The sequence below is a fragment of the Citrobacter sp. Awk 4 genome (assembly GCF_028069725.1).
Classification (GTDB): Bacteria; Pseudomonadota; Gammaproteobacteria; order Enterobacterales; family Enterobacteriaceae; genus Citrobacter_D.
The window spans coordinates 51,252-70,920 of the sequence record NZ_JANEWG010000008.1; the positions used below are offsets into that span (position 1 = coordinate 51,252).

Sequence of the window (19,669 nt, forward strand, 5' to 3'; positions counted from 1 at the left end):
GAATTACGCTTCGCTTTCCGCCAGTTCACGCAGATACTGGAAGATCTGGCGTGCCGACTTCGGTGGCTTGTTACCTTCTTTCTCTTTTTTGGCATTGCGAATCAGAGAACGAAGTTGCTGACGATCGGCGTTTGGCCACAGGTTCAGCACTTCCTCAACCGCATCATCCCCTTCAACGATCAGACGATCGCGCAGTTGCTCAAGCTTGTGAAACAGCACGACCTGTTGGTTATGGCGATTCTTCAGCTTATCCAGTGCCTGGCGGATCGGATCCACATCGCGCTGACGCAACATTTTACCAATCAACTGCAACTGACGGCGGCGGCCTTCCATTTTAATACGCTGGGCCAGTTCAATGGCTGCGCGCAGGTCCGCATCGAGCGGGATTTTATCCAGCGCGTTTTTCCCTAATTCCACCAGTTCCACACCCAGGCGTTTTAACTCCTCGGCGTCACGTTTAATTTCACTTTTACTGACCCAGATAATTTCATCGTCTTCGTCTTCGATGTCATCACCGGGAACGTCGTCGAGCCAGTCTTCGGGCTGCTTAGTCATGTCAGGCTCCTTAAAAAAAAGAGGCTAATGTTACCAGTTAAGATGCGCACTGAAAAACGGTTCTCTGTTAGACTTCAGAGAAACTCTCTCTACATTATGGCATTTGCGATGAAAGTAATCTCACAAGTTGAAGCGCAGCGTAAGATTCTGGAAGAAGCGGTATCGACAGCACTGGAGTTAGCGTCAGGCAAATCGGATGGTGCGGAAGTCGCCGTCAGTAAGACGACCGGTATCAGCGTTAGCACCCGTTATGGTGAAGTGGAGAACGTAGAATTCAATAGTGATGGCGCTCTGGGCATCACCGTGTATCACCAGAACCGTAAAGGCAGCGCGTCATCCACCGATTTAAGCCCACAGGCGATAGCCCGCACCGTTCAGGCGGCGTTGGATATCGCTCGCTATACGTCGCCGGATCCGTGTGCAGGCGTCGCAGACAAAGAACTGCTGGCCTTTGACGCGCCGGACCTTGATCTGTTCCACCCCGCTGACGTCTCCCCGGATGAAGCCATTGAACTGGCGGCGCGCGCCGAACAGGCTTCCCTGCAGGCGGATAAACGTATCACCAATACCGAAGGCGGCAGCTTTAACAGCCACTACGGCATTAAAGTGTTTGGCAACAGCCACGGCATGTTGCAGGGCTATTGCTCCACCCGTCATTCGCTTTCCAGCTGTGTTATCGCAGAAGAGAATGGCGAAATGGAGCGTGATTACGCGTATACCATTGGCCGCGCCCTGGGCGATTTACAAACGCCGGAATGGGTGGGGGAGGAGTGCGCTCGTCGTACCTTATCTCGCCTGGCGCCGCGCAAACTGTCCACTATGAAAGCGCCGGTCATCTTTGCCAATGAAGTGGCGACCGGGCTGTTTGGCCATCTGGTGGGCGCCATTGCGGGCGGTTCGGTGTATCGCAAGTCCACTTTCCTGCTCGACTCGCTGGGCAAACAGATCCTGCCAGAGTGGTTGACCATTGAGGAGCATCCGCATCTGCGAAAAGGGCTGGCCTCTTCACCGTTCGACAGCGAAGGCGTGCGTACGGAGCGTCGCGACATCGTGAAAGATGGCGTACTGACCCAGTGGCTGCTGACCAACTATTCGGCGCGTAAATTAGGGCTGAAAAGCACCGGACACGCGGGCGGCATTCACAACTGGCGTATTGCCGGACAGGGCCTGAACTTTGAGCAGATGCTGAAAGAGATGGGAACGGGTCTGGTGGTGACGGAGCTGATGGGACAAGGCGTGAGCGGCATTACCGGCGACTATTCCCGCGGTGCGGCGGGCTTCTGGGTCGAAAACGGTGAAATTCAGTATCCGGTGAGCGAGATAACTATTGCCGGTAACTTAAAAGAGATGTGGCGCAATATTGTGACCGTGGGTAATGATATTGAAATGCGTAGCAATATACAGTGTGGTTCAGTGCTGTTACCGGAGATGAAAATCGCCGGGCAGTAGTCTCAAATGGCGCGACCTGCCGCGCCATAAACTTCAATAATAAAAAGGAAGTGAGCAATGCGTAAAAACCTGTTAGCGATGCTGGCTGTGTCATCTCTCGTGCTGAGCTCGGCCAATGTGTTTGCGGCCGATCTTGAAGATGACATGGGGATCCTCAGCGACAATTTGAAAGTGGTCGAGAAAACGGATAACGCAACGGAATTGAAAGATGCGTTAACCAAAATGCGTGCCGCTGCGCTGGATGCCCAAAAAGCCACACCACCGAAACTGGAAAACAAATCTCCCGATAGCCCGGAAATGAAAGATTTCCATCAAGGCTTAGAGACGTTGGTTGGTCAGATCGACGGGGCGCTAAAACTGGCGAATGAAGGCAAAGTGAAAGAGGCGAAAGCGGCGGCAGAAGAATTCAAAACTACCCGCAACGAGAACCATAAGAAGTTTCGTTAATTTTTGACTACCGGCCTACTGAACACCGTAGGCCGGATAAGACGCTTTGCATCGCCACCTGACAACTGCATTTGACTCATAAGTAACCCCTATCTCTGTCACACTTTTTCACTTTAAAAAATCTCAAGATTGTTCTTTGACTGTGCCTTTCCCCTCTTCTTTCTGAGGAGCGCGTCACACTAATCCAGCGATAAATCAGCAAAACCGCCTTTTCTGTGGAACAGATCACCCCTGCCACTCGTCTTTCCACTTCGAAGTGGAAAACAACTCGCTACAAACTATTAACCTCCACCGTTAGTTTTATCCCAGAGACATTAATGGGGTATGACGAGTGAATAACGGAGCAGTAATGACCAACACGGGGGAACAGGTGGCGCAGATTAGCGAACTGGCCGATCGCATGCTGGCGCAGGTGTATGCCTTGCTCAGCGAGCACCACATCATTCCCAACGCCGTACAGGAACAAATGCTGACGTCTCATGTTCGCGCCATGGCGCACCGGTCGGTGACGGGCGAGCCTCTGCCGGAAGTGGATGCCAGTTTGTTTGATGAAATCTCAGCCGATTCGATGGCGCTTGCCCACGATGTGGTCGCCGCGTTTGGCAATCTTCCTGAGGAAGAAGCCTGGCTGCTGTCAGTACATTTTGAAGTCGCAAAAGACAATCTTTAAGGAGCAAATAATGGAACAGATTACAGTCGTGATTGGCGATCGTCTGGGTAAAGGCCAGAAAGTGGCGGCAGGTGTCGAGAAAGCCGGTGGTCGTGCGGTTGTCGTGCCTGGCGTCGCAGCAGACATGAAACTGGGTGATGTGATGAAGGCGGAAAACGCGACCTTTGGTATCTCTTTTTGCGGCAGCGGCGGCGCGGGTGCGATTACGGCGCAGACCAAATACGGCTACAAAGCCAAATACGGCATGCGTTCAGTTGAAGAAGGCGTCACCGCCATCAACGAAGGCTGCAATGTGCTGGGGTTCGGCTTTATGGATAAAGAGGAACTTGGCGAGCGCCTGGTACAGGCGTGGCAGAAGAAACACGGCGCTTAAGTATGAAAGAACAATTCACCACCACGGTGAGAGTCACCGGTAAAGGCGAAGCCAAATCGCGCGCCTTTGCTGATGCGCTGAATCATGTTCAGGCAGCGGTGATGAAGGCATCGCCGCATATCTTACTGCGTATTGAGCCACAGGATGTGCAGGTTGTTCAGGCGCGTGAAGCGGTGCGAAAAGAAGCGTTTCTGTTCTTCTTTTTGCGCCGGGAAAGGCACACCTACAGCGTGGAGCTGGATGTGACCGTTAACGTGACTGCCATCAATCTGGACAAGGTGGACTTTGTCGCACAACGCTGATTCTTACTAGAAGGGCAGACTAATGTTCCTGATTATATTAATAAAATCGCTCATTATCGGCGGTTTAGTCGGCGTCGGTGTCGGCGCTGGAGCTGCACGCATGTTTCATGCGCCTACCACACAGGGGATGGGCGCATTTCGTACGTTGGGAGAACTGAACTCCTGTGAAGGGGATCCCGCTTCCCATTTCTCTTTTGGTCTGGGGTTCTTCTTCAATGCCTGGGCCTCTTCCGTTGCGGCGGGGGCATTCACTCAGGACGTCGACCACCGCATCATCCCCAACTGGGGTGCGGCAGCGCTGATGGTGAAAAATCGCAACATCGGAGAGACGTTGCACGATCCTAAGCGCATGGCGATCGCCTGCGGCATTATCGGCATGATCGTTGTGACCTTCCTTAACCTCACCGCCTCTTCGGTACCAGCAGCGCTTCAGGTAACTGCAGTTAAGGTACTGGTACCTGCGGCCAACCTGTTGGTCAACACCGTGATGCCCGTGATCTTCTGGCTGGCGGCCATCGATGCCGGTAAGAAATCAGGTTTCTGGGCCACTGTCTTTGGCGGCGCGGCGCAGTTGATCATGGGGAACGCCGTACCAGGGCTGGTACTGGGTATTTTGATCGGCAAAGGCGTTGAAGAGAGCGGCTGGAACCACGTTACCAAAGTGATGATGGTGGCTATTGTGGCGCTGTTTGTGCTGAGCGGTTTCTTCCGTGGTTTCGACATGAAGATGATCGAATCCTTCCACATGACCGTGCCGAACTGGCTCGAACTGATCCACAACTCGCTTAGCGGTAAATAACGGAGACCACCATGGAACAGAATAAAGGTTTTTGGTATGCCGACTGGTCGTTTCCGATCTTTGTTGGTCTGCTCTCCTCCGGCGTGTTTGCCGGGACACACATGTACTATCTTTATGGGATTGGCGCGTTTAATGAAGTGGCCTTTGTGGCCATGCTGAAAGCAGGGATGGATACCGGTGTTTACGGCGCGGTGGCGGCGTTTGGCGCAAGTTTCCTGTTTGCCCGCATCATCGAAGGGTCGCTGGTGGGGATTCTGGATATCGGCGGCGCGATCCAGACTGGTGTGGGTTTAGGCGTGCCGGCACTGTTGCTGGGGGCGGGGATCATCTTCCCGGTGGCGAACTTTATCGCCTCCCTGGCGACTGGTCTGGTGATTGGTCTGGCAATTGGCTACATCATTATTCTGGCGCGCAAATTTACCATCAACCAAAGCGATTCCACCTACGGGGCGGATGTGATGATGGGTGCCGGTAATGCCTCTGGCCGTTTCCTCGGACCGTTGATTATCCTCAGCGCGATGACCGCATCTATTCCTATTGGTATTGGTTCTTTGGCTGGGGCGCTGTTGTTTTACCTCTGGCAGAAGCCGATCACCGGTGGCGCGATCCTCGGCGCGATGATTTTAGGCTCTATCTTCCCGATTGCTATTAGCTAAATCCTCTGACGGGTGGCAAACACCCGTCCTGACAGGAGAGTGATATGTTTGATTTACTCCTGCGCCGTGCGCGTCTGGTTGACGATACGGTCAGTGATATCGCGTTGAAAGACGGCAAAATTGCCGCAGTGGGGGACATTAACGCGCCGGCCGCCAAAACCGTGGATCTGCACGGCGAGTATTTCGTCAGCGCCGGATGGATCGATTCCCACGTTCACTGCTATACCAAATCCCCGATTTACTATGATGAACCCGATAGCATAGGTATTGCTACCGGGGTGACGACCGTGGTGGATGCGGGCAGTACCGGCGCCGACGACATTGATGATTTTTATGCGCTGACTCGCGAAGCAGCGACCGACGTTTACGCGTTGCTGAATATTTCTCGTGTCGGGCTGATTGCGCAGAACGAGCTGGCCGTTATGGCCAACATTGATGGCGATGCGGTGACGCAGGCGGTAAAACGTCACCCCGATTTTATTGTTGGCCTGAAAGCGCGGATGAGCAGCAGCGTGGTGGGAGAAAACGGTATTACGCCGCTGGAACACGCCAAAACGATGCAAAAAGAGAACGGCAATTTGCCGCTGATGGTGCACATCGGCAACAACCCGCCGGATCTGGACGAGATTGTCGAATATCTGAACGCTGGCGACATGATTACCCACTGTTACAACGGTAAACCAAACCGCATTTTGACCCCCGGTGGTGAATTGCGGGCGTCGGTGACCCGGGCGCTTCAGCGCGGTGTGCGTCTGGACGTCGGACACGGTTCCGCCAGCCTGAACTTCGCGGTCGCGCAACGTGCCATCCGCTTAGGGATTTTACCGCATACCATCAGCTCCGATATCTATTGTCGCAACCGGATAAGCGGTCCGGTGCATTCGCTCGCCAATGTGATGTCGAAATTTCTCGCGATGGGGATGTCGCTACCGCAGGTCATTGATTGCGTCACGGCAAATGCCGCTGACAGCCTGAATCTGAAAAGCAAAGGGCGTATTCAGGTGGGGAGGGATGCCGATTTGACCCTCTTTACGCTTAAGCGCCAGCCGATGGTGCTGATGGATTCAGAAAACGACAGCTTACAGGCTGAAGAGATGCTGGTGCCAATTGCCGCCGTACGTGCGGGCAAGGGCTATGTAACCCAACAAGGGAGCGAAGAATATGACTTCGATTTTTGAGAAATACAATTTAAAACAGGTAATTAATGCTTCTGGCCGTATGACGGCGCTTGGCGTATCGACACCGCGTCCGGAAGTCATCCAGGCGACAATGGATGGCATAAACCAATACTTTGAAATGAAGGATTTGGTTAACAAAACGGGGGAGTACATTGCCAGGTTGCTCGATGTGGAAGGGGCTACGGTAGTCTCTTGCGCCTCAGCAGGGATTGCCCAGTCGGTCGCCGCCATTCTGGTTAAAGACAGTGACTGGCTGCTGGAAAACCTGCATGTCACTCCGATAGAAAATAATGAGATCGTTATTCCGAAAGGCCATAACGTTAACTTTGGCGCACCGGTCGGCACGATGGTGGCGCTGGGCGGCGGCAAGCTGGTCGAAGCGGGCTACGCCAACGAATGTTCCGCTGCACAGCTGGGGGCTGCGATTACACCGCGCACTGCGGCTATCCTCTATATCAAATCTCACCACTGTGTGCAGAAAAGCATGCTCAGCGTGGAGCAGGCGGTTGTGGTTGCACGTAAGCACAACCTGCCGCTGATCGTTGATGCGGCGGCGGAAGAGGATCTGCAGCGCTACTACCGTTCTGGCGCAGATCTGGTTATCTACAGCGGTGCGAAAGCCATTGAAGGGCCGACCAGCGGACTGGTGATCGGCAAAACCCAATACGTTGAATGGGTGAAACGCCAGACGGCGGGTATTGGTCGGGCAATGAAGGTGGGTAAAGAGGGCATTCTCGGTCTCACCTGCGCCATCGAACTGTATCTGACCGCGCAGAAAGAGAGCGGGGCGGAAATGGTGGAAAAAATGACGCCGTTTATCGCTGAGCTGAATACGATTAATGGCGTGACCGCTCGCGTGGTGTGGGACATCGCCGGGCGCGATATTGCCCGCACCGAAATTAAATTCGATGAAGCGTTAACTGGCATCTCCACGGGCGATTTGGTTGAAGCGCTCAAACAGGGTGAATACGCCATTTATTTTCGTGGACACAAAGCCAATGAAGGGATCATTGAAGCCGATGTCCGCAGCGTAGATCGTGCGCAGCTGGCGATTGTGGCGCGCCGTATCGGCGAAGTGATTCGCCGGGAGGAAAACGCATGAAGCTGGCACCAAACTTTTACCGCGATCGCGTCTGTCTGAATGTTCTGGCGGGCTCAAAAGAGAATGCCCGTGAAATTTACGCGGCGGCGGAAGGTCATGTCCTGGTCGGCGTGCTCTCTAAAAATTATCCGGATGTGGAAAGTGCCGTCGCGGATATGCGCGAATACGCGGCGCTTATCGATAACGCCCTCTCCGTGGGGCTGGGGGCAGGTGATCCGAATCAGTCGGCGATGGTTAGTGAAATTTCCCGCCTGGTGCAACCTCAACATGTTAATCAGGTGTTTACCGGCGTGGCGACCAGCCGCGCGTGGTTAGGGCAGAATGAGACGGTGGTGAACGGTCTGGTGTCGCCTACCGGTACACCTGGCATGGTGAAGATTTCCACCGGTCCGCTGAGCAGCAAAGCGCCGGATGGCATTGTACCGGTAGAGACAGCCATTGCACTGCTCAAAGATTTTGGCGGCAGTTCAATTAAATACTTCCCGATGGGGGGGCTGGAGTGCCGTGACGAGTACAAAGCAGTGGCTGAAGCCTGCGCCCGTTATGACTTCTGGCTGGAACCCACTGGCGGTATTGATCTGGAAAACTTCGCCGAGATATTGCAGATAGCTCTTGATGCAGGTGTTAGCAAAATCATTCCTCACATCTATAGTTCAATTATTGATAAGGTGAGTGGAAACACGCGTCCGGATGATGTGCGGCAACTGCTGGCCATTACCCGGGAATGCGTAGGTTAACCGGCAACCCGACGAGGAAACTGACGTGCGATTCCCCAACCAACGTTTAGCGCAACTGTTTGATATGTTGCAAAACGAGACGCTGCCGCAGGATGAACTGGCGCAGCGGTTGTCGGTTTCCACACGCACGGTACGCGCCGATATTACGGCGCTCAACGCTTTGTTAACCCAGTACGGTGCACAGTTTGTTCTCAGTCGGGGCAATGGTTATCAACTCAGAATTGATGATCTGACCAGCTATCAGATGTTACAAACGCAGCAACCCAGAAAGGTGCTGCGTATCCCGCGAACCAGTCAGGAACGGGTACATTATCTGGTGGTGCGTTTTTTGACTTCCGCTTTTTCGCTCAAGTTGGAAGATTTAGCTGATGAATGGTTTGTGAGTCGCGCGACGCTGCAAAACGACATGGCGGAAGTTCGCGAGTGTCTGCAGCGTTATCACCTGACGCTGGAAACGCGACCACGGCATGGCATGAAATTATTTGGCAGTGAAACGGCGATCCGTGCCTGCCTGACCGATCTCCTGTGGACGTTAACACAACAGGACCCGGCGAATCCGTTGGTGACCGAAGAGGCGCTCAACGTCGGCGTGCCTGAGCAGTTGCAGCCCATCTTGCAAGATATTTTCAGTCGTTTCGGCATTCGACTCACCGATGAAGGCGAGCTGTTTTTGCGTCTGTATTGTGCGGTCGCGGTGCGGCGGATCGGTGAGGGGTTTCCGCTGTCAGATTTTATCACCGAAGTAACCGAAGATAATGTGTGTTCTGCGGCGCAGGCGATAGCGGAAGCGTTGCAACGACTGGCGGGAAAACCGCTTTCTGTGGCGGAAGAAAACTGGCTGAAGGTGCATATCTCAGCACGACAGGTGCAGGAAATTGCGCCCAGCGCCATTAATGCCGACGACGACGAAGCGCTGGTGATGTACATCCTTGGTTTTATCAATACCCAGTACAACTACAACCTGTTGAATGACAAACAGTTGCATGCTGATTTGCTCACCCACATCAAAACCATGATCACACGAGTTCGCTATCAGATCATGCTCCCTAACCCGCTGCTGGAAAACATCAAACAGCACTACCCGATGGCGTGGGATATGACGCTCGCCGCCGTGTCGGGTTGGGGGAAATACACGCCGTATACCATCAGTGAAAATGAGATCGGTTTTCTGGTACTGCATATTGGTGTTGGGCTGGAGCGTAGTTACAACATTGGCTATCAGCGTCAACCTCGCGTCCTGCTGGTTTGCGACACCGGAAATTCAATGGTGCGAATGATCGAAGCGGTGCTGGCAAGAAAATATCCGCAGATCGACATCGCGCGGACCGTAACGCTACGGGAGTATGAACAGTGGGAGAGCATCAGCGAAGATTTTGTTATCTCTACTGCGCGGATCAGTGAAAAAGATAAACCCGTTGTGATGATCGCGCCGTTCCCCACCGACTATCAACTGGAGCAGATCGGCAAACTGGTACTGGTGGATCGCACTCGCCCGTGGATGCTGAATAAATACTTCGATGCGACCCATTTCCGCATTATTGACGGTGAGATGGATCAACTGACGCTATTTAAAACGCTCTGCGGTCAATTGCAGAGCGAAGGATTTGTGGACGCCGGGTTTCTTGACTCGGTGGTCGAACGTGAAGCTATCGTCAGTACGATGCTGGGTGACAGCATTGCTCTGCCCCATGCTTTGGGGTTGTTAGCGAAAAAAACGGTGGTTTACACGGTTCTTGCTCCGCGGGGGATTGTCTGGGGGGATGAAACGGCGCATGTGATCTTTTTGCTCGCGATCAGTAAAAGCGAATACGAAGAAGCGATGGCGATCTACGATATTTTCGTCACTTTTCTGCGCGAACGCGCCATGGCAAGGCTCTGTACCTGTCAGGACTTTGATGAGTTTAAAGCGGTAGCGATGGAGTGTGTGAGCCGATTTTGAGAGACGTTTTCCAGAAATGAATGTAATGCGCCGAGTGATTACGACGAGAAACGGAAAAAAACGGCCGTTTATCATGAACTTGACAAACGGCTTTGACGAGTCGGGTTACCGCAAATGATGCACAACCTGATTACTGCTGCCCCGCCAGATCAGCGCCGGGTCTTTTAAGTCCTGCACAAACTTACCGTCAACCAGCACGTTGATAAGGTCGACAACCTCTCTTTGTGCGGCGTCCAGCTCATCGAGCTTATAGCCGGTCCACACCCAGATATCTTTTCCCGGACACTGGGCGCGGATACGCTTCACCAGTTTCAGGATCTCAGGGACGTTTTGCGGATGGAGTGGATCGCCGCCGGAGAGGGAAATCCCCTGGCGGTGGATCCGCGTATCGTTCAGATCATTGATGATCCTGTCTTCCATCTCCTGGGTGAACGGCAGACCTGAGTTCACGCGCCAGGTACTTTTGTTGTAGCAGCCGGGGCATTCATGGACGCACCCTGAAACAAACAGGGTGCAGCGGGTGCCGGGGCCGTTGACGATGTCGACAGAGTAGTATTGATGATAATTCATTGTTTCCTCGTCTCATTTGGCGCTGTAGCGGCGTTGGCTGCTCTCGTGCGCCCGGGTCACTTACTGATGTAAGCTCCCCGAGACTTACTCGCTTGCCACCTTGCTACAACACCAACTGCTTAGAGGAAACTCATAGGTTGGGATTGTCGCCAGGGGCTACAGGCTGTAGGCCGGATAAGGTGTTTTCACCGCCATCCGGCAACAATGTGATGCCTGATGGTGACGCAAAGTGTCTTATCCGGCCAGGAGCAGGCATCGTCGGAAAAATTAACCGATCTGCCCATTCCCTAAATGCTTCACGCGGCGTTTCACTTCTTCCTGTTTACCGGCGTTAAACGGACGTGCATCCGGGCTCCCTAAATATCCGCATACGCGACGCGTAACCGAGACGCGCGCGGCATCGTGGTTGCCGCATTTCGGGCAGTCGTTGTAGGCCGGATAAGACGCTTTAGCGTCGCATCCGGCATTTGTTTACCGCAAATTGAGGATTAACCGATCTGCCCATTCCCTAAATGCTTCACGCGGCGTTTCACTTCTTCCTGCTTACCGGCGTTAAACGGACGTGCATCCGGGCTCCCTAAATATCCGCATACGCGACGCGTAACCGAGACGCGCGCGGCATCGTGGTTGCCGCATTTCGGGCAGGTAAAGCCTTTGCTGGTACACTCAAACTCACCGGTAAAGCCGCACTCGTAGCATTCGTCAATCGGCGTGTTGGTTCCGTAATACGGCACGTGCTGATAGCTGTAATCCCAAACATCTTCCAGCGCTTTCAGGTTGTGCTGAATGTTCGGGTACTCGCCGTAGCAAATGAAACCCCCGTTCGCCAGCGGCGGGTACGGCGCTTCAAAGTCGATCTTGTCGTAAGGGTTGACCTTTTTCTCGACGTCGAGGTGGAAGCTGTTGGTGTAGTAGCCTTTATCCGTCACGCCAGCAATTACGCCGAACTCGGCGGTATCCAGACGGCAGAAGCGGTCACAGAGGTTTTCACTCGGCGTGCTGTACAAACTGAAGCCGTAACCCGTTTCATTTTTCCACTGTTCGACGGCCTGGCGCAGGCGTTCCACAATGGCGATGCCTTTGGCACGAAGCTGTTCGCTGTCGTACAGGTGCTCGTTGCCAAACAGGGCATTGATGGTTTCATGGATACCGATATAGCCCAGTGAGATGGACGCACGGCCATTTTTAAAGATTTCAGAAACGTCATCGTCCGCTTTCAGACGCACGCCGCAGGCACCTTCCATATACAGGATGGGCGCAACGCGCGCTTTCACGCCTTCCAGACGTGCGATGCGGGTCATCAGCGCTTTACGCGCCAGCACCAGGCGATCATCCAGCAGTTTCCAGAAGGTGGCTTCGTCACCGTGGGCTTCCAGCGCAATGCGCGGCAGGTTGAGGCTGATGACGCCGAGGTTGTTACGCCCGTCGTGAACCTGCTCGCCGTTCTCGTTTTCCCACACGCCGAGGAAGCTGCGGCAGCCCATCGGGGTTTTGAACGAACCGGTGACTTTCACCACCTGATCGTAGTTCAGGATGTCCGGGTACATTCGTTTGCTTGCGCACTCCAGCGCCAGCTGTTTGATGTCGTAGTTCGGATCGCCAAATTTGTGGTTCAGGCCATCACGAATGGCGAACACCAGTTTCGGGAATACCGCGGTTTTACGATTTTTACCCAGGCCCGCAATACGGTTGCGCAGAATGGACTGCTGGATCAGACGAGATTCCCAGCTGGTGCCAAGGCCAAAACCGAAGGTCACGAACGGCGTCTGTCCATTGGCGGTGTGCAGCGTGTTCACTTCGTATTCCAGAGACTGGAATGCGTCATAGCACTCTTTCTCGGTACGGGAATGCGCATAGCCGTCAGCATCCGGGATTTGCCACTCTTCAGCGGTTTTGCGGTGCTTATTGAAGCTGGCGGTGACAAACGGGGCCAGCACTTCATCAATACGGTTAATGGTGGTGCCGCCATAAATATGGCTGGCAACCTGGGCGATGATCTGCGCGGTGACCGCTGTGGCGGTAGAGATGGATTTTGGCGGTTCGATCTCCGCGTTGCCCATCTTAAATCCCTGCGTCAGCATGCCTTTCAGATCGATCAGCATACAGTTAAACATCGGGAAGAACGGGGAGTAGTCGAGATCGTGATAGTGAATGTCACCACGCTCATGCGCCTGCACCACATCGCGCGGCAACAGATGCTGACGCGCATAGTGCTTAGCCACGATACCGGCCAGCAGATCGCGCTGGGTCGGGATCACTTTACTGTCTTTGTTGGCGTTCTCGTTGAGCAGCGCGGAGTTGGTTTGTTCGACCAGACCGCGGATTTCCTGGTTCAGGCGACCACGCTTCTCGCGCTGAATATCGCGATCGTGGCGATACTCAATATAGGCGCGGGCGAGTTGTTTGTACGGACCCGACATCAGTTGGTTTTCAACCGCGGTCTGGATTTCGTTGATATCGACCTGACTGCGCTCATTCATTTGGCTGCTGACGATTTCTGCGACGGTGGCGCAGTAATCTGCGTCATCGACTCCCGCTGCTTTAGCTGCACGCAGAATGGCTTCCTTGATGCGCTCTGATTTAAACGACACTTTACAGCCATCACGTTTCATCACATGCGGTGTCATGATCACTCCATATTTATAAGAACAGGTTATCCACAGAGGCTGGGGAAGCATTCCTTGGTTTATTCATCTCTCTATCCAAAGACTTCCCGCAATCCTGACCCATTTTATCCACAACAGCTGCGCTATACGGTCAGTTGTGGTTGATGCAATTGTAGACGATAAATACAACATGTTGGGTCGGCGTGCATTTTAAGTTCTATATGTAGTGATTTGCATCAAGGATGTTTACGATTTTATTGACGTAGGACAAAGTAAAAACCAGAGCGTACAGAGGACGGGCACTACAGCCTTTGTAAATTATTTCCAGAAAATTCTGATTAATTATTCAACTAAAACAGTAAGGTAAATCCTGGAGAACGCATTGGTTTCGACACTGCTTGCGCCAGATTATTCCCGTTAAAGAAGATTGCGTCGGATATTCCTTCCTTGCTTGTCGTTGCCGCCAGTGTCATGTTGTAAGGGAGGCCGTCATTTTGTCAGTGCGGCGGCTTTAGGTTTCAGTGAAATATGTTTCCTCTGTCACTCCATTGCCCTCAGATTCATTTTCAGAGAGATTGACAACAATCCTGGTGCTTAGGGACACAGCCCAAAGTAATTAAGTTTTACCTGGCATATAAAATTTTTTGAGTGTTAGGCTGTCAGTGCTATTACGATAAGATTGCGCGGCATTTTTAATGAATTCAAAAGTATTACAACTACTTACATAAATGCTGGTCAAAAGAAAAAATTACGCCGCGTAGAATTTAATTCTGTGTTTTAAATGGTTTATATGCTGTATGTTCCATTGATAAGTCAAAATGCCAGTATATTAAATGGTTTTGCCATTAGTTTTGTTCATTAAACTATTTGCTAATACTCAACATTGCATTATTTGCAAGCATGGTAGTTTGTTCTATCATAAAAATAGTCGGGCTAATTAAACGTCAAATCAATATATTCTTATTATTTAAATATCCTTCACCTATTTTAATGTAATACCCGCTATCCGTGGGCCTGCTTTTAATTTTGCAAGGTCGGAATAACTGCGTGGTTACAATCAATTGGAATAACGTCATCATGGAAAATAACGAACTATCCACTGTCATTGAAAAAAGACTGGTTGCCAGATTTCTGGATATGTTCATCAAACTTGGGCTGATCCTGGCGCTGGGTTCCTTCTGCTTTACTGTCATTTCTCCTTTCATGAATATGTTGCTGTGGGCGCTTATTTTGGCGGTCACGCTGTATCCCTTGCATCAGCGTTTTGCTTCCCGAATGGGAGAAAAACAAGGTAGAGCATCGACGGTCATGGTGTTACTGGGGGTGCTGCTGATTGTCGCGCCGACCGTTGCCATGCTCAGTTCTCTGGGCGATAGCATAAGCAGCCTTGTGGATAAAGTGGGAAGTGATAGCCTGGTGATTTCTCCACCACCGGCGAAGATCGAGTCTATTCCTCTTGTCGGTGGAAAAGTGTACGCCTTGTGGCTTAAGGCTTCGAATGATTTACCCAGCCTTATCAGCAGCTATCGCCCGCAGTTGGGAGATATTGCTAAGCAGGTTCTGGGCATTCTGGCGAGCATGGGCGGCGGATTAATTGGTTTTGTCTTCTCCTTCATCGTTGCGGGAATCATGATGGCCTGGGGGGCGCCAGGTGCACGCAGTGCTGAAAATATCGCTATCCGTATCACCGATAAACAACGCGGCCTTGCGCTGACCAAACTGTGTACCAGCACTATCCGTGCCGTCGCAATGGGTGTCATTGGGGTTGCCTTTATTCAGGCGCTGTTGGCCGGTATTGTGATGGCGATTGCGGGCATTCCTGCGGTTGGCATCTTCTTTGTCCTGGCGTTGATTTTGGGTATTGCTCAGGTGCCCGTTATCCTGGTAACCGCACCCGCAATTGCCATCATGTGGGCGACAGGCGATCACAGTACGGTTATCAATATTGTCTACACTGTGCTGCTGCTGGTTGCCGGTATGGCGGATAATGTACTCAAGCCATTGTTGCTGGGGCGCGGTGTTGATGCTCCGATGCCTGTGGTGCTGTTGGGGGCGCTGGGCGGTATGGCCGCCAACGGTATTCTCGGTATGTTTGTTGGCGCGACGTTGCTTTCCATCGGCTATCGCATCTTCATGGCCTGGGTTAACCAGGGGCCGGATGGCGTAGCGGTGAGTGGAAAAGATGCTCAATGACCGTCGTTTCGGGCGCTTCCTGTTAACAGGAGGCGCCTGCCTGGTCTTGAGTGCGTGTACCACCCTGGGGCCAGACTATCAAACGCCGCAAGTTACTGAGTTGGATCAGTGGCAGGCGACGACCAAAAATATGGCCACCAACGCCTCCACCCCAAATTATGACCAGTGGTGGACGCAACTCAATGACCCCACGCTAACCGCGCTTATCAATGAAGCGTTACGCAAAAACCCGGACGTTAAGATTGCCGGCCTGCGCTTGCTTGAGTCACGTGCACAACTGGGCATTGCCGAAAGCCTGCTGGGGCCGCAGGCGACTGTCGGTACGGGGGATGTAATAACGGGCGGCACGCGTCGTGATGGCCGTTACAATGACACCACCAGCTATAGCGCCGATTTTAATCTGGGTTGGGAGATCGATTTTTGGGGTAAGTTCCGCCGTGGCGTGGAGTCTGCCGATGCGAGTTACTTCGCGACCCTCGCGCAGTATGACGATATTCAGGTGCTGATGGCGGCACAAGTGGCGCAACTGTATGTGAATATCCGCACCTTAGAAGCGCGGCTGCAAATTACCCGCAGCAACGCCGAAATTCAGCAACGCAGCCTGCAAATTACCGAGCGCCTGTTCCTCAGCGGTAACAGTGCTGAGCTTGACGTGCAGCAAGCGAAAACCCAATACCTGTCAACCCTCTCCAGTATTCCGCAACTGGAAACCAGCCTGCGTCAGAGTCAAAACGCGCTCAGTGTGTTGCTTGCGCGTAAACCCGGCCCATTGCCTGAAATGACAGGCAATACCGGCGTGATTCCACAGGGCAATCTGGCATTGGTGTCTGAATTGCCGGCAGATCTGTTGCGCCGTCGACCTGATGTGCGGGTTGCCGAACGACAACTGGCTGCACAGTCGGCGCTTATTGGGGTGGCAGAAAGTGAGCTCTATCCTTCTATTTCACTGATTGGCAGTGTGGGAATCAGTGCGCGTAGTGGGACGAGCAGCACGTTGTCCTGGGCGGCTGGCCCCACATTTAGCTGGAATTTGCTCGATCAAGGGCGACTTGGCAACCAGGTTTTGGTACAGGATTCCCGCTTCTTGCAACTGCATGAACGCTATCGGGACACTGTGTTTCAGGCTGCCCGTGAAGTTGATGATGCCGCTATCGCCTACGCCAATGGCAACGACGAAATTGAGCTGCTGACCCAAACGGGTGAGGCGGCGACCCGTTCTCTGGAGATTGCGAATACGCAATACCGGGAAGGAATGGCTGATTTCCAACGGGTACTGGATTCGCAACGCGCCTTGTTCAATCAACAAGAGCGGCTGGTGAATAGCCGTGGTGCCCTGATGCGTGACCTGATAACGCTGTACAAAGCGCTGGGCGGCGGTTGGGAAAGCGGGCGACAACGCCCGTTGGTTGACTCACAAACCGATGCGCATTTACGTCAGAGGAGTGACTGGATCCCTCTGCTGGACGCGCCTCTGCCAGCTGCAACTGATGATCTCAAAGAAGGTAAAAAGCAATGACCGAACCCTCATCCCCGGCGGGACAAGCGAGTCGTCGTGGCGTGATAAGTCTCCTCGCCGTGATTGTGGTTCTGCTGTGCTGGTATTTAGCGGCCGACCGGCTGACGCCCTATACCTCGCAAGCCAGAATTCAGGCGTTTGTTATTCCTATCTCTTCTGAGGTCGCCGGGCAAATTCAAAAAGTCTATGTGCGCGACAATCAGCAGGTGGCGCCAGGGGATCCGTTATTTGAACTTGATCCTGAGCCTTACGACATCGCCTTGTCACGGGCGCGTTCAGACTATGAAACGGTATTAAGTTCGGTCAAGGCAAACAATGAAGCCATTGCCGCTGCCGAAGCGGGTTTACAGGCCGCGAAAGCCGCTTACCAGAATGCCGCGAAAGACGCTGAACGGCAGGAGCGTTTGTACCGCGAAGATCCCGGCACGATTTCAGTTCGTCGTCTGGAAGTGGCACAAGCGACGCGTGAAACCGCACGTAGCCAGGTGGCGGCAGCGGCAGCGGATGTACGCCGCGCCACTGAAATGGCGGGGGCTGAAGGGGACAATAATTCACAGCTGCTCAGTGCGCGGGCGGCGGTTCGTAAAGCAGAGCTTGACCGAAAAAATACCGTGATTGTGGCAACCAACCGTGGCCTGGTGACGGATTTGCGCACCGATGTGGGCCAGTTCCTTGGCGCGGGCGCGCCGGTAATGACTCTGGTTGCCATCAACGATGTCTGGATCAGTGCGGACATGACAGAGAACAATCTGGGCAATGTGAAGCCTGGCGATGAAGTGGCCATTCTGCTCGATAGCCAGCCTGGACACATTTACAAAGGGCAGGTGCGCAGTATTGGCTATGGCATCAGTGCCACGCAAAGCCAGCCTGCGGGGGTATTACCGACGATCGACAATAACCGTGATTGGTTACGTCAGGCTCAGCGTTTCCCCGTCAAGGTGGCGTTCTCGAAAGATGATTTTCCCCCGGTCGACAGTTTACGGGCGGGTGGGCAAGCAGATGTGCTGGTGTACGCGAATGGCAGTGGCTTGATGAGCGTTTTAGGTAGCGTCTACATACGGTTGATGAGCCTGTTCTCGTATATCTACTAAGGTGCTGCGCTATGCATAACGGAGATCGTGCGGTACTGAGGATCAGCTGCGGAACCGCGATTGCCGCGCTGGTCTGTTATAGCCTCGCACTGCCTATGCCCCATCTGGGGTGCATCATGGCCTGGATTGTGCTCTGTCAGGGCAAACCGTTACCCATCAAGAAAGGGATCGTCGTGGGCCTTGTGCTGATGACAACGATGATGGGTGGCGTGCTGATGGTGCCTTTGTTAACGCACTATCCGTTGCCTGCGCTGCTGTTGACTGCGTTGTTGCTTTACCAACTGATGCTGATGTGGCTTGCCGGGAAAGGCACTCAGGCGATGTTGCTTACCATGATGGTCACTCTTATTCCCATCGCCGGGCTGATTGAGCAATCGCTTGCCGTCGGCATCGCCCAGATGATGGGACTTGGCATCATCATTGGCACGGTGGTTAACCGGATTGCCCTCGCCGTATTTCCTCCGCAGGCAACACCAGAATCGGCGGGAAAAGCCTATGTTGCACCGCAGTCACCCCATTACCTGGCCCTGCGCGCGGTGCTTATTGTACTGCCCGTCTGGCTGTTGGCATTGAGTAACCCCGCTTTCTATATTCCGGCGGTGATGAAAACAGTGATGCTCGCGCAACAGACCAACACGCTGGCGGCAAAACAGGTGGGGCGTGAGTTGGTGTTGTCGACCCTGATGGGGGCGCTGTTAGCCGTGGTGTTGTGGTTTGGCTTAAGCCTCTGGCCCTCGCTTTTGATGCTGGTGCTGTGGCTTGCGCTGGTCAGCCTTTGGGTGGCACGACGCATGGTGCGGCTGGTGGCAAACCGGTTCACGCCTTCCTTTTGGAGCAACGCCTGGGTCACCTGCCTCATCCTGTTTGGCCCCGCCATTCAGGATAGTGCTGCTGGCAAAGACGTCTGGTTGGCGTCGGCGATGCGTTGCTCTTTGTATGTTGTGGTTGCCCTCTACGGTTGGGCATGTGTTGTGATTCTTGAACGCTGGCGTCCGAGTGGTCGGCCTGCGGTTGAAGCCACTCCAGGAGATTAATATGTTGCTGGTTTTAGTCACAGGGATGCCCGTCATCCTGCTGAATATGCTCTTACAGTCGTGGGTTTCGATTGGCTGTATTCGTTTTTACATCAAACGGTTTCACCATCGGGAAGGGATGATGGCCGGGGTGCTGGCGTTGTTTGGCATTATTACCATCGTGCTGATGGGGAATCTGCTGCAAATCATGCTATGGGGGATGTTGTTCCTGTGGCTGGGGGAGTTTTCAACGCTCAAAGAGGCGGTTTACCATTCAGGTGTTAACTTTGCCACGCTCGGTTATGGCGATATCGTGATGAGCGAAAAGTGGAAGATGTTTGGCGTACTCGAGGCCGTGAATGGGGCGATGATGATTGGCCTGTCGGGTGCCAGCATGCTGGCGGTTTTACAGCATCATGTTCGCAAACTGCTTGGGCAAACGAAATAACGCGATCCGGTGGCTAGCCTCGTCG

The 19,669-nt window shown here is 53.3% G+C and carries 19 protein-coding genes and 1 pseudogene; 16 read left to right on the forward strand and 4 right to left on the reverse strand.

The genetic code is table 11. The features are described 5' to 3' along the window. Positions 1–3: 3 nt before the first annotated feature. Positions 4–555, reverse strand: coding sequence for a ribosome biogenesis factor YjgA (gene yjgA, locus NNO04_RS05030; RefSeq protein WP_192610868.1), 552 nt, complete (start codon positions 553–555; stop codon positions 4–6). 96 nt (positions 556–651) lie between these two features. Here yjgA and pmbA point away from each other — a divergent pair, with 96 nt between their 5' ends. From pmbA to NNO04_RS05085, 11 genes are all read left to right on the forward strand, one after another. Further along, positions 652–2,004 carry a metalloprotease PmbA gene (pmbA, locus tag NNO04_RS05035; protein WP_271443745.1) on the forward strand — a complete coding sequence of 451 codons (1,353 nt, stop codon included), beginning with the start codon at positions 652–654 and terminating at the stop codon, positions 2,002–2,004. A gap of 57 nt (positions 2,005–2,061) precedes the next feature. Next, positions 2,062–2,451 carry a cytochrome b562 gene (cybC, locus tag NNO04_RS05040; protein WP_271443746.1) on the forward strand — a complete coding sequence of 130 codons (390 nt, stop codon included), beginning with the start codon at positions 2,062–2,064 and terminating at the stop codon, positions 2,449–2,451. Between the two features lie 331 nt (positions 2,452–2,782). Beyond that, positions 2,783–3,121, forward strand: coding sequence for a glycine dehydrogenase (locus tag NNO04_RS05045; RefSeq protein ID WP_271443747.1), 339 nt, complete (start codon positions 2,783–2,785; stop codon positions 3,119–3,121). A gap of 10 nt (positions 3,122–3,131) precedes the next feature. Continuing rightward, on the forward strand, positions 3,132–3,494 hold the full coding sequence (locus tag NNO04_RS05050; RefSeq protein ID WP_002437459.1) for an SFCGS family glycine-rich protein: 363 nt from the start codon (positions 3,132–3,134) through the stop codon (positions 3,492–3,494). A gap of 2 nt (positions 3,495–3,496) precedes the next feature. After that, positions 3,497–3,796, forward strand: a complete 300-nt coding sequence (locus NNO04_RS05055; protein ID WP_271443748.1) for a DUF4312 family protein — start codon at positions 3,497–3,499, stop codon at positions 3,794–3,796. Positions 3,797–3,818: 22 nt separating this feature from the next. Next, a complete protein-coding gene (locus NNO04_RS05060; RefSeq protein WP_271443749.1) occupies positions 3,819–4,595 on the forward strand; it encodes a DUF4311 domain-containing protein in 777 nt (258 codons plus the stop codon). 11 nt (positions 4,596–4,606) lie between these two features. Continuing rightward, entirely contained in the window at positions 4,607–5,251 is a 645-nt protein-coding gene (locus NNO04_RS05065; protein WP_271443750.1) for a DUF4310 family protein, read from the forward strand. Positions 5,252–5,295: 44 nt separating this feature from the next. Further along, positions 5,296–6,429, forward strand: coding sequence for an amidohydrolase/deacetylase family metallohydrolase (locus tag NNO04_RS05070; protein WP_271443751.1), 1,134 nt, complete (start codon positions 5,296–5,298; stop codon positions 6,427–6,429). Further along, complete coding sequence (locus tag NNO04_RS05075; RefSeq protein WP_271443752.1) at positions 6,413–7,531, forward strand: DgaE family pyridoxal phosphate-dependent ammonia lyase; 1,119 nt, start codon at positions 6,413–6,415, stop codon at positions 7,529–7,531. Before NNO04_RS05070 ends, NNO04_RS05075 begins: the two co-directional genes overlap by 17 nt. Further along, the gene (gene dagF / locus NNO04_RS05080) at positions 7,528–8,268 is read left to right on the forward strand and encodes a 2-dehydro-3-deoxy-phosphogluconate aldolase (protein WP_271443753.1); all 741 of its coding nucleotides are present in this window, start codon (positions 7,528–7,530) and stop codon (positions 8,266–8,268) included. Before NNO04_RS05075 ends, dagF begins: the two co-directional genes overlap by 4 nt. Before the next feature lie 25 nt (positions 8,269–8,293). Further along, positions 8,294–10,207 (forward strand): BglG family transcription antiterminator, encoded by a 1,914-nt coding sequence (locus tag NNO04_RS05085; RefSeq protein ID WP_271443754.1) that lies wholly within the window; start codon positions 8,294–8,296, stop codon positions 10,205–10,207. Positions 10,208–10,312: 105 nt separating this feature from the next. Here NNO04_RS05085 and nrdG read toward each other — a convergent pair whose 3' ends face one another. The 3 genes and pseudogenes from nrdG to nrdD (NNO04_RS05095) all read right to left on the reverse strand — a co-directional run bounded on the left by nrdG (position 10,313) and on the right by nrdD (NNO04_RS05095) (position 13,404). Beyond that, positions 10,313–10,777, reverse strand: a complete 465-nt coding sequence (gene nrdG, locus NNO04_RS05090; RefSeq protein ID WP_271443755.1) for an anaerobic ribonucleoside-triphosphate reductase-activating protein — start codon at positions 10,775–10,777, stop codon at positions 10,313–10,315. Between the two features lie 267 nt (positions 10,778–11,044). Next, positions 11,045–11,200: pseudogene (gene nrdD, locus NNO04_RS22865) on the reverse strand (anaerobic ribonucleoside-triphosphate reductase); the annotation flags it as partial. A 65-nt stretch (positions 11,201–11,265) separates the two neighbouring features. Next, positions 11,266–13,404 (reverse strand): anaerobic ribonucleoside-triphosphate reductase, encoded by a 2,139-nt coding sequence (gene nrdD, locus NNO04_RS05095; RefSeq protein WP_271443756.1) that lies wholly within the window; start codon positions 13,402–13,404, stop codon positions 11,266–11,268. Between the two features lie 1,056 nt (positions 13,405–14,460). Here nrdD (NNO04_RS05095) and NNO04_RS05100 point away from each other — a divergent pair. The 5 genes from NNO04_RS05100 to NNO04_RS05120 are packed head-to-tail and all read left to right on the forward strand — an operon-like array spanning position 14,461 to position 19,644. Next, positions 14,461–15,576: an AI-2E family transporter gene (locus NNO04_RS05100; RefSeq protein WP_271443757.1), complete on the forward strand. Its 1,116-nt coding sequence runs from the start codon at positions 14,461–14,463 to the stop codon at positions 15,574–15,576. Continuing rightward, positions 15,566–17,092 carry an efflux transporter outer membrane subunit gene (locus NNO04_RS05105; RefSeq protein WP_271443793.1) on the forward strand — a complete coding sequence of 509 codons (1,527 nt, stop codon included), beginning with the start codon at positions 15,566–15,568 and terminating at the stop codon, positions 17,090–17,092. Before NNO04_RS05100 ends, NNO04_RS05105 begins: the two co-directional genes overlap by 11 nt. After that, the gene (locus tag NNO04_RS05110; protein WP_271443758.1) at positions 17,089–18,183 is read left to right on the forward strand and encodes an HlyD family secretion protein; all 1,095 of its coding nucleotides are present in this window, start codon (positions 17,089–17,091) and stop codon (positions 18,181–18,183) included. Before NNO04_RS05105 ends, NNO04_RS05110 begins: the two co-directional genes overlap by 4 nt. An 11-nt stretch (positions 18,184–18,194) precedes the next feature. Then, positions 18,195–19,217: a DUF2955 domain-containing protein gene (locus NNO04_RS05115; RefSeq protein ID WP_271443759.1), complete on the forward strand. Its 1,023-nt coding sequence runs from the start codon at positions 18,195–18,197 to the stop codon at positions 19,215–19,217. 1 nt (position 19,218) lies between these two features. Continuing rightward, positions 19,219–19,644: an ion channel gene (locus NNO04_RS05120; protein WP_271443760.1), complete on the forward strand. Its 426-nt coding sequence runs from the start codon at positions 19,219–19,221 to the stop codon at positions 19,642–19,644. Positions 19,645–19,669: the final 25 nt, after the last annotated feature.

What these genes read in the sequence shown, in the direction of transcription:
- NNO04_RS05105 (WP_271443793.1), top strand. Translation starts at nt 15,566, where the DNA reads ATGCTCAATGACCGTCGTTTCGGGCGCTTCCTGTTAACAGGAGGCGCC.
- pmbA (WP_271443745.1), top strand. Translation starts at nt 652, where the DNA reads ATGGCATTTGCGATGAAAGTAATCTCACAAGTTGAAGCGCAGCGTAAG.
- cybC (WP_271443746.1), top strand. Translation starts at nt 2,062, where the DNA reads ATGCGTAAAAACCTGTTAGCGATGCTGGCTGTGTCATCTCTCGTGCTG.
- NNO04_RS05100 (WP_271443757.1), top strand. Translation starts at nt 14,461, where the DNA reads ATGGAAAATAACGAACTATCCACTGTCATTGAAAAAAGACTGGTTGCC.
- NNO04_RS05065 (WP_271443750.1), top strand. Translation starts at nt 4,607, where the DNA reads ATGGAACAGAATAAAGGTTTTTGGTATGCCGACTGGTCGTTTCCGATC.
- dagF (WP_271443753.1), top strand. Translation starts at nt 7,528, where the DNA reads ATGAAGCTGGCACCAAACTTTTACCGCGATCGCGTCTGTCTGAATGTT.
- NNO04_RS05070 (WP_271443751.1), top strand. Translation starts at nt 5,296, where the DNA reads ATGTTTGATTTACTCCTGCGCCGTGCGCGTCTGGTTGACGATACGGTC.
- NNO04_RS05055 (WP_271443748.1), top strand. Translation starts at nt 3,497, where the DNA reads ATGAAAGAACAATTCACCACCACGGTGAGAGTCACCGGTAAAGGCGAA.
- NNO04_RS05120 (WP_271443760.1), top strand. Translation starts at nt 19,219, where the DNA reads ATGTTGCTGGTTTTAGTCACAGGGATGCCCGTCATCCTGCTGAATATG.
- yjgA (WP_192610868.1), bottom strand. Translation starts at nt 555, where the DNA reads ATGACTAAGCAGCCCGAAGACTGGCTCGACGACGTTCCCGGTGATGAC.
- NNO04_RS05110 (WP_271443758.1), top strand. Translation starts at nt 17,089, where the DNA reads ATGACCGAACCCTCATCCCCGGCGGGACAAGCGAGTCGTCGTGGCGTG.
- NNO04_RS05075 (WP_271443752.1), top strand. Translation starts at nt 6,413, where the DNA reads ATGACTTCGATTTTTGAGAAATACAATTTAAAACAGGTAATTAATGCT.
- NNO04_RS05050 (WP_002437459.1), top strand. Translation starts at nt 3,132, where the DNA reads ATGGAACAGATTACAGTCGTGATTGGCGATCGTCTGGGTAAAGGCCAG.
- NNO04_RS05115 (WP_271443759.1), top strand. Translation starts at nt 18,195, where the DNA reads ATGCATAACGGAGATCGTGCGGTACTGAGGATCAGCTGCGGAACCGCG.
- nrdG (WP_271443755.1), bottom strand. Translation starts at nt 10,777, where the DNA reads ATGAATTATCATCAATACTACTCTGTCGACATCGTCAACGGCCCCGGC.
- NNO04_RS05060 (WP_271443749.1), top strand. Translation starts at nt 3,819, where the DNA reads ATGTTCCTGATTATATTAATAAAATCGCTCATTATCGGCGGTTTAGTC.
- nrdD (WP_271443756.1), bottom strand. Translation starts at nt 13,404, where the DNA reads ATGACACCGCATGTGATGAAACGTGATGGCTGTAAAGTGTCGTTTAAA.